This is a genomic window from Ruminococcus sp. RTP21484sp1_RTP21281st1_A8_RTP21281_210402 (genome assembly GCF_040914025.1).
GTDB classification, from domain to species: Bacteria; Bacillota; Clostridia; order Lachnospirales; family Lachnospiraceae; genus Blautia_A; species Blautia_A faecis.
The window spans coordinates 53,074-62,497 of record NZ_JBCPGE010000005.1 but is presented as its reverse complement, the minus strand read 5'-3'; the positions used below and the strand labels follow the sequence as shown (position 1 = coordinate 62,497).

The window sequence follows — 9,424 nt, the reverse complement described above, 5'->3', positions numbered from 1 at the left end:
CTTTTAAGAAGAAATTACTGCAACTGGTAATGGCTTCTTGGAAGCTCTTTTTGAATATATTGAGGTAATTTTTATGGAAATAACAAATTGTGTAACACAGGAAACAACAAATGCAGCAGTAATGGGACTTGGATCAAATGAACAGGAAATGTTGAATTTTGCAATCAAAAATGGTATCATCAACTTACCACATTTGCAGGATCAAATTGAGATGATGAAGAATGCGGAAATTTTACAAAATCATCAATATAAGATATGGCAAGGAAATAATCAAAAGTGGTATACATATTTACCAGATGGCAAAGATGGACGTAAACAGGTGAAAAGGTCTACAAAGGCAGCCATTGAAAAAGCAGTGATTCAATATTACCGCCAAAATCCAAAAAAAGAAGAACGCAAGATCAAAACTTTTAAAGATGCTTATGAGCATTGGCGTAGTGTTCAAGATACTCTGGTTTGTCACAATACCGTATGCAAATATAATACAGACCGCAAAAGATATTTTGACAATACTTCATTTGTAAAAAAGAATATTCAGGACATGACGGAAGAAGACATAAAGGTTTTTATCGTAAAAACAGTCAAAGAAAAAGCACTATGCAAAAAGGCTTGTAAGACATTATTCAGTTATATTAAAAATACAATCTACAGTGCAAGAGTAAATAAAGCCATTGTTGGTGATCCTATGGAATTCTTACAGGCAAAACAGTTCTATCAATATTGTGTAGAGAAAGAAAAGCCTTTAGAGCAGAAAATTTTTTCTGATTTGGATTTGAACAGTCTACATGAGAGATTTGATCTTGACCATGAGAAAAAACCAGATTATATCCCTACATATGCAGTACAGTTAGCTTCTTTAACAGGGATGAGGGTTGGAGAAATTGTTGCGCTTAAATGGGAAGACATTAAGATGGATTACATTGTTATTAACAAGTCTGAAAAATACGATAGGATTACAAAAGAGTATTTCATTGACAAGACTAAAAATAAGAAAGACAGAGTTTTCCCAAAAACTAAAGAGATTGAGAAGCTGTTTAACACAGTAAAATATGTTGAACAGATAAATGGATTTTTGTGCGAATGGGTGTTCGCTGATAAAGACGGTAGGATTCATGCACCAAAAGTATCTTCTTGTATTAAGAACAAATGCAAGCAGCAAGGAATAAGGAACAGAGGAATTCATTCTTTTAGAAAAACAGTAAATTCTAAATTGAAATGTAATGGAGTTTCTACAACTGTTGCTGCTTCTTTACTTGGTCATACTGAAGAAGTAAATGAAAAATATTACACTTTTGATACAACAGACTTGAAATATAAGACAAAAATTATTGAAGATATTGAGGTAAAACAACAAAAGTAATCAAGGTAATCAAAAATATTTGATTATCAAACAAATAAAACACTTGATTTTTAAGGATTTATGGAGTATATTAAGAAAGTCATTTGGGGGCCGTGAGGTCGCAGGTTCAAATCCTGTTGCCCCGATTAGTCATTGACAAGTGACTTGAAAAATGTTAAGGTAATAACCACAAAGAACATATAAGAGAAATGCTTTGATAAGGAGTAGTACACAGGTACCAGAGCACAGAGAGTCATCGGGTGGTGTGAGATGACGGAAGGAAACTGTAGAACTCGCCTTGGAGCAGCTGTCTGAAATTACTTCGAATGATTAGAAGAAGCGAGAGTAGACACAGCCGGATTCCACCGTTACAGGGAAAGGATATAAGGAGTAATCCCGTATCCGATAAGTGTATGGATTCTATTCATGAAATAAGAGTGGTACCGCGTAAGATGTATGTCTTCCGTCTCTTGCACCTGTATGTGTGCAGAGCTGGAGGACTTTTTTTATGTGATAGTAATTCCATTGGAATTTAATACCACATAAAGCTGCTTTATCAGACTGAGCTCTGACCCAGCAGACAAAGAATCCTTCCGTCACAGAAAAGAGAAAAATTAAATTTACAATATGGAGGAATAAAAAATGATGAATGTAAGCAAATACAAAAAACAGTATTATCTTCCACCAGAAACCTGTATGGACTGGGCAAAAAAGGACTATATTGATAAGGCACCTGCATGGTGTTCTGTAGACCTTCGTGACGGAAATCAGGCACTTGTCATCCCAATGAGCCTGGAACAGAAGGTTGAGTTTTTCAAACTTCTTGTACAGATTGGGTTTAAAGAGATTGAAGTAGGATTTCCAGCTGCTTCCGAGACAGAGTATACGTTCCTTCGTACCCTGATCGATCGCAAACTGATTCCTGAAGATGTTACGATCCAGGTACTGACACAGGCAAGGGAGCATATTATCCGTAAAACCTTTGAAGCCGTAAAAGGTGCGCCCAAAGCTATTGTTCACGTATACAATTCCACATCTGTTGCACAGCGTGAACAGGTATTCAAGAAATCCAAAGAAGAGATTTTAAAGATTGCCGTAGAAGGTGCGAAATTATTAAAAGAACTGGCTGAACAGACAGAAGGAAACTTCCAGTTTGAGTATAGTCCGGAGAGCTTTACAGGAACTGAGCCGGAATATGCCCTTGAGGTCTGCAATGCGGTTATCGATGTATGGCAGCCGACTCCGGACAACAAATGTATCATCAACCTTCCGGTAACAGTGGAGCATTCCATGCCGCATGTATATGCGAGTCAGGTTGAATATATGTGCAAACATATGCTTCGCCGTGAAAATGTAATCGTTTCCTTACATCCTCACAATGACAGAGGTTGTGGTGTGGCAGATTCTGAAATGGGAATTCTTGCCGGAGCAGACCGCATCGAGGGAACTCTTTTTGGAAACGGAGAGCGTACTGGTAATGTTGATATTGTAACACTTGGAATGAACATGTATTCCCAGGGAGTAGATCCGAAGCTTGACTTCTCCGATATGCCTCACATCTGTGAAGTATATGAGCGTTGCACGGGAATGACAGTTGGAGAGAGAAGTCCATACAGTGGCGCACTTGTTTTTGCAGCATTTTCTGGTTCCCATCAGGATGCAATTGCCAAAGGCATGCACTGGATCGAGGAAAAAGATCCGAATCGCTGGACAGTTCCGTATCTGCCAATTGATCCGACAGATGTTGGACGTAATTATGATGCAGATGTTATCCGTATCAACAGCCAGTCTGGTAAAGGCGGCGTAGGCTACATTCTGGAAACAAAATACGGTCTGAACCTTCCGCCAAAAATGCGTGAGGCAATGGGTTACGCAGCCAAGGGTGTTTCCGATCACCTTCATAAAGAGCTTCATCCAGATGAAATTTTTGATCTGTTCAAAAAGACTTTTGAGAATGTGGGACAGCCGTACAGCATTAATGAAGTGCACTTCCAGCAGACAGGCGAGGGAATTACAACTAAAGTAACCTCTACATTTAATGGAAAAACAATTACTACAGAGGCTGTGGGAAATGGACGTCTCGACGCAGTGAGCAATGCCCTGAAGAAAGCATACGAATTGAAGTATTCTCTGGAAGTATACCAGGAACATGCGTTAGAGCGCAGCTCCAGTTCCAAGGCTATAGCATATGTTGGAATCAAGAAGCCTGACGGAACTATGGCATGGGGAGCCGGCGTAGACCCGGATATTATCCGTGCTTCCATTGATGCACTTGTAACAGCAATCAATAACCGCTGATAGATCTGTTTAAACCTTATTTATAATAAGAAGCATATTTGATAACAAAAAGACAAACCACCGCGAATCAGTTTATAAAAAAGACTGTGCGGTGGTTTGCTGTTTTGAAAGGTGTCAGCGTTTTTTGTCAGAATTCGGCGATAAAAAAGGTTTGACGAACAGAAAAAGAAAAGCTATAATGAAATCCATAAGAAGGGGAGAAACAACCATACCTAAGAATAAAAGGGGACAAATAGAAACAGGGTAAATTTATCAAAAATATTACATGATTTTTGAATGAATCATCCTATTTCTTTCTTGTCGCCTTTCTTTTTTTACCTGTTTTTAGAGAAAAAAGCTATAGAAAGCAAAAAAAACTTGACATTTGGGAGTTTATTAAATATAATTTTCCTATAAATTACAGAAATATTACAGAATAAATAATAAAAGAAATCAAAACATAACAGAAGTGCAAGGAAAGAAGAATATGAAATTAAAAAGAAGTTTACAACATGTAACAACTTGCAAGAGCGATGCCCAGAAAAAAAAGAATGGAAATGCTCTTGTACATAATTTTGTAGCTCTTAGCGCCTGCGCCACGTTGGCAATGATTTTGGCAGTTGGAACGAAGGTGGCGGAGTTTGGTCCACGGAGCCAGGTATATGCAGCTTCGGACAAAGAGAATAGATCCGCGGATGCCTGGACTGACCTTGGAAGTGTAGAGTATGATCTGCCTACCGGAATTGCCGGTATGGTAACCAGTGTTGCAGATACTCCTTCAGCAGGAACATCTGTAACAAGAATTGGAACTTCATGCGAGAGAGTCATGGTAGGCCAGCGCGTGAAGCAGATAAAAGGAAACGTGGATGAGCTGAATGTAGGGGACTCTATGGCTGATACAGTTGCGAGCCTTGATGCAGCTGCAGTATCCATGTCTGCAAATCCGAAGATCATGTCGGACACAGATTATGATAACCTGCTTCATATAGTAGAGGCAGAGGCGGGCACAGAGGACATTAAAGGTCGTGTACTGATTGCAAATGTAATTATGAACCGCCTTTCCCATGAGGAATTTCCAGATACCATTACAGGTGTTATTCTGGATCAGAGAAATGGAATTCCTCAGTTTTCACCTGTTTACGATGGTAAGTTTTATGAAGTAACGGTAACAGATGAGACCAGGGAAGCTGTGAAACAGGCATTAGAGGGAACTGACTATTCAGAAGGAGCTCTGTTCTTTGTTCAGCGTTCTGCTGCGGACAAAAAGAACGTGTCCTGGTTTGATAAGGATTTAAAAAAATTATTTAAATATGGTGTTCACGAGTTTTACACCTACCCGGATGAAGCTAAGTCACAGAACACTGAGAATGAAACCTCAGAAGATGACACAAATGTTGTTCAGATGGTGAAAAAATAATATTTTAATAACAGTAACATTCTGTAATAAAGAGATATAAGCCGCCAGGAAATTACAATTCCAGGTGGCTTTTTCAAATTGGGTGTTGATTTAGCACGGTGAAGTATGTATAATACCTGTAAAGTTAAAATATGATAACAAAGAGAGGATGACTGTCGGAAGGTTACAGATTCCGGAATGTGTACCTCATAACAATAAGCGAAAGGCAGGAATAACAAATGCAGGTAATGTACCAGAGCACCAGAGGAAAAGGAGAACCGGTAACCGCTTCCCAGGCTATTTTAAAGGGACTTTCTGAAGATGGAGGACTGTTTGTACCAACACAGATTCCGGCACTTGATGTTTCTATGGATGAACTTTCCAGAATGACTTATCAGGAAACTGCTTATCAGGTAATGAGCCGCCTTCTTACTGACTTTACAGAAGAAGAGCTGCGCACTTGTATCAACCGAGCATATGACAAGAAGTTTGACACAGATGTGATCGCACCTCTTAAGGAAGCTGACGGGGCATATTATCTGGAACTTTTCCATGGTCCTACAATTGCATTTAAAGACATGGCACTTTCCATTTTGCCATATCTTATGACGACTGCAGCAAGAAAGAATAATGTAAAAAATGAAATCGTTATCCTGACTGCGACCTCCGGAGATACTGGAAAAGCAGCACTTGCAGGTTTTGCCGATGTTCCGGGAACCAGGATTATTGTATTCTATCCGAAACATGGCGTAAGCCCGATCCAGGAGAAGCAGATGGTAACCCAGAAAGGTGCCAATACTTACGTTGTGGGTATCACAGGTAATTTTGACGATGCCCAGACAGCTGTAAAGAAAATGTTCAATGATAAAGAACTGGCAGCAGAGCTTTCCCAGGCTGGATTCCAATTCTCTTCTGCAAACTCCATTAACATTGGACGTCTTGTTCCCCAGATCGTTTATTATGTATATGCATATGCTGCGCTGGTGCGCCAGAACAAGATCGAAGCCGGACAGCAGATCAATATAGTAGTTCCTACAGGAAATTTTGGAAACATTCTGGCAGCATTTTATGCAAAACAGATGGGACTTCCGGTGAACAAGCTGATTTGTGCTTCTAATGAGAACAAGGTTCTGTTTGATTTCTTCTCCACAGGTACATACAATAGAAAGAGAGATTTTATCCTTACCAGTTCTCCATCTATGGATATTTTGATTTCCAGCAATCTGGAGCGCCTGATCTATCGCATTACAGGCGGAAATCCTGAGGAGTGTGCAAAACTTATGGAAAATCTTTCCAAGGGTGGTGAATACACTATTACACCTGAGATGAAAGCCCAGCTGAAGGATTTCTATGGAAACTACTGCTCCGAAGAAGAGACGAAGGAAGCTATCCGCGAAGTATATAAGACAAGTGATTATGTGATTGATACACATACTGCAGTTGCTGCTGGCGTATACAAAAAATATGTGAAAGATACCGGAGATAAGATTCCGGCAGTTATTGCTTCTACAGCAAGTCCATACAAGTTTACCAGAAGTGTTATGGATGCAATCTCCGAGGGACATGAGAATCTGGATGATTTCGGGCTTGTAGACGCACTTGAGAAGCTTTCCGGGGTGGCAGTTCCGAAGGCAGTCAACGATATCCGTACTGCACCAGTACTTCATGACCGGGTAGTAGATGCAGAAGATATGCCTGCAACTGTGAAAGAGATTCTAAAAATCAGTTAAAAATCAGTAAAAAGAATTTGTGCATTTTCTGTTGAAAAACAGTATATACTAGAGTATAATTATTTTTAGAAAAATGAATCCTGGGATGTGCGAGGCCCCTTTTATTTTTGAACCTACATTGACATCAAGGGAATCCAATATCGCAGTGCGGATGTCAGACCTCTCGTTGTGGTAGGCAGAAGTCCTGTTGAGGATACCCACCTAGCGGTTAGCTAGGCGTCAAAAGAAAGGGAACGGCATTCTGGGATTTTTTAGAACAGGGAGGCAGGTAATATGGGTGTTACAGCAAAGAAATTTGGAAACTTAACCTCTGGGGAAGAGATTACTTTATACCATCTGGAGAATAAATCCGGTGCATGTGCAGAAGTGATGGATTACGGTGCCATTCTTGTGAAGCTTTGCGTTCCGGACAAAGATGGGGAGCTTACAGATGTAGTTCTTGGTTATGACGATGTTCAGCAGTACGAAGTAAATGGCTGCTTCTTTGGTGCGATCATAGGAAGAAGCGGAAACCGTATCGCAGGTGCCAGATTTTCCCTTTATGGACAGGAATACCAGCTTGACAAGAATGAGAATGACAATAATCTTCACAGCGGTCCCAATGGCTTCGAGAAGAAGATTTGGACTGTTAAGAATACAGATTCTGACAAAAATGCCATTATTTTTTCCAGAATCAGCCCGGATGGCGAGAATGGATTCCCGGGAGAATTCCAGGTGTCTGTTACATATGAATTTACAGAGGACAATACCCTGCAGATTTACTATAGCGGAATCAGTGACAAGGCGACACTGGCAAATATGACCAACCATTCCTACTTCAACCTTACAGGGGAGGGAAGCGGCAAGGTTCTTGATACATATCTTACGATCCATGCCAGAGATTATAATCCGGTGGATGAGTTCTCTATTCCTACAGGCGAATATGCAGCAGTAGAGGGTACTCCTATGGATTTTAATAAGGCGAAAAAGATTGGCCAGGAAATCGAGGCAGACTTCCAGCAGCTGAAGTACACTGGCGGATATGACCACAATTATGTGACTGACAATTACGCGAAAGGCAGTCGGAGAACGGTTGCAGTTGCTTACAATGAGACCTCTGGTATTACGATGGATGTGATTTCGGATTGTCCATGTGTGCAGTTCTATGCCGGTAATTTTGTTATTGATGAGAAGGGTAAGAATGGACATGTTTACAACAAGCGTGAAGGCTTCTGCCTTGAGACACAGGTTGAACCAAATGCAGTAAATGTGGAAGCATTCCATTCACCAGTACTTGAAGCTGGTGAGAAGTATCAGTCTTTTACCGCATATAAATTTGACGTAAGAAAATAATTACAATACAGATATTTTTGTCTGGTTTTCTTCATATACTTTTGTATGAAGAAGACCAGATTTTTTTATGGATTGAATTATTTTCTGATTGTACTGCTGGGTTGGCTGCTTTTGTTTGGAAAAGCCGCAGAAATGAACAAGAGGAGTGAAGAAAGTGCCAAAAGGGAGCAGAAAGAAAAGAAAAAGGAAACTGACGAAAACAAGGTGCAACAACGAGAGCCTTCCATTCGCGTTCTGCTCACAGACTCGTCCTGGCAATCCTGTTATCACCAGTCAGTAACCATAGAACAAAAAGGAAAAGAACATACCTACACCCCGGATTCACAGGAGCTCCAGAATGATAGTCTGCTTCTGGACGGGGGAACTGATGGCATTGCGATTCCCTCTATTGAAAGAGCTCAGAATCCTCCTGTTTATTATGGAACTCTGGAAATTAAAAAGACAGCGCAGGGGCTGCTGATTATTAATGAATTGTCCCTGGAAGCTTATCTGGAAGCTGTAGTCCCAAGTGAAATGCCTGCATCCTATGAAGAACAGGCATTGATGGCCCAGGCAGTATGTGCCAGAACCTATGCAGTTTGCCAGATACAGGAAAACAGTCTGGAAAAATATGGGGCGGATGTAGATGACAGCGTGAATTATCAGGTTTACAACAATTTTGGGGCAGATAAAAGAACAAATAAAGCAGTACAGGATACAAAAGGTCAGATCCTATGCCAGAATGGAGAACCGATCACGGCTTATTATTTTTCTACATCAGCAGGTAGGACAAGCACAGATGAGATATGGGGAGCAGACAGGTCAGCAGCTTATCTGAAAAGTGTAGAATGTGATTTTGACCAGAATATGCCATGGAGCAGCTGGAGCGTGGAAATTCCCTGGGAAACTTTAGAGAAACGATCGGGAAATCTGGAAGGCAGCGGGGAATTTATAGGGCTTCAGGTTATTAAAAAGAATATCAGTGGTGCAGTTACGGGAATGGAGATTGTGACGGAAAATAAAAGTATACAGCTGGAAGGCGAATATGAAATACGGCAATTTCTTTCCCCGGCAGGGTGTTTGATTACAGAAAAAGATGGAAGTATTGTGAACGGCAGTAATCTTCTGCCAAGCGCCTATTTTGAACTGAACGTGAAATCCGGTAAGGCAGTACAGATTCAGGGGAAAGGGTATGGACACGGTGTGGGAATGAGCCAGAACGGGGCAAATGAAATGGCCAGGGAAGGCTATGGCTGGCAGGATATCCTAAATTATTTTTTTAAGGATATTACGTTGGAAGTGGTGGGGAATAACCTGTCAAAGCGGGAAACATGACATTTTGCAAGGTATTTTTGTGAACAAAGTTCACAG

General features: G+C 40.7%; 6 protein-coding genes, 1 other RNA gene and 1 other annotated feature. All 7 genes read left to right on the top strand.

The features are described from left to right. The first annotated feature begins 73 nt into the window (after positions 1 to 73). The 7 genes from AB5170_RS03515 to AB5170_RS03485 all read left to right on the top strand — a co-directional run bounded on the left by AB5170_RS03515 (position 74) and on the right by AB5170_RS03485 (position 9,388). The gene (locus AB5170_RS03515) at positions 74 to 1,360 is read left to right on the top strand and encodes a tyrosine-type recombinase/integrase (RefSeq protein ID WP_173769089.1); all 1,287 of its coding nucleotides are present in this window, start codon (positions 74 to 76) and stop codon (positions 1,358 to 1,360) included. Between the two features lie 184 nt (positions 1,361 to 1,544). Beyond that, positions 1,545 to 1,813: a binding site (T-box leader), on the top strand. 168 nt (positions 1,814 to 1,981) lie between these two features. Then, entirely contained in the window at positions 1,982 to 3,637 is a 1,656-nt protein-coding gene (locus AB5170_RS03510) for a 2-isopropylmalate synthase (protein ID WP_368361614.1), read from the top strand. A gap of 466 nt (positions 3,638 to 4,103) precedes the next feature. After that, positions 4,104 to 5,033 carry a cell wall hydrolase gene (locus tag AB5170_RS03505; RefSeq protein WP_173715514.1) on the top strand — a complete coding sequence of 310 codons (930 nt, stop codon included), beginning with the start codon at positions 4,104 to 4,106 and terminating at the stop codon, positions 5,031 to 5,033. Between the two features lie 218 nt (positions 5,034 to 5,251). Next, positions 5,252 to 6,742 carry a threonine synthase gene (gene thrC, locus AB5170_RS03500; RefSeq protein WP_368361613.1) on the top strand — a complete coding sequence of 497 codons (1,491 nt, stop codon included), beginning with the start codon at positions 5,252 to 5,254 and terminating at the stop codon, positions 6,740 to 6,742. A 74-nt stretch (positions 6,743 to 6,816) separates the two neighbouring features. Further along, positions 6,817 to 6,994, top strand: a non-coding RNA gene (gene ssrS / locus AB5170_RS03495) — 6S RNA. 21 nt (positions 6,995 to 7,015) lie between these two features. After that, a complete protein-coding gene (locus AB5170_RS03490; RefSeq protein ID WP_368361612.1) occupies positions 7,016 to 8,074 on the top strand; it encodes an aldose epimerase family protein in 1,059 nt (352 codons plus the stop codon). 132 nt (positions 8,075 to 8,206) lie between these two features. Continuing rightward, the gene (locus AB5170_RS03485) at positions 8,207 to 9,388 is read left to right on the top strand and encodes a SpoIID/LytB domain-containing protein (protein ID WP_294423207.1); all 1,182 of its coding nucleotides are present in this window, start codon (positions 8,207 to 8,209) and stop codon (positions 9,386 to 9,388) included. Positions 9,389 to 9,424: the final 36 nt, after the last annotated feature.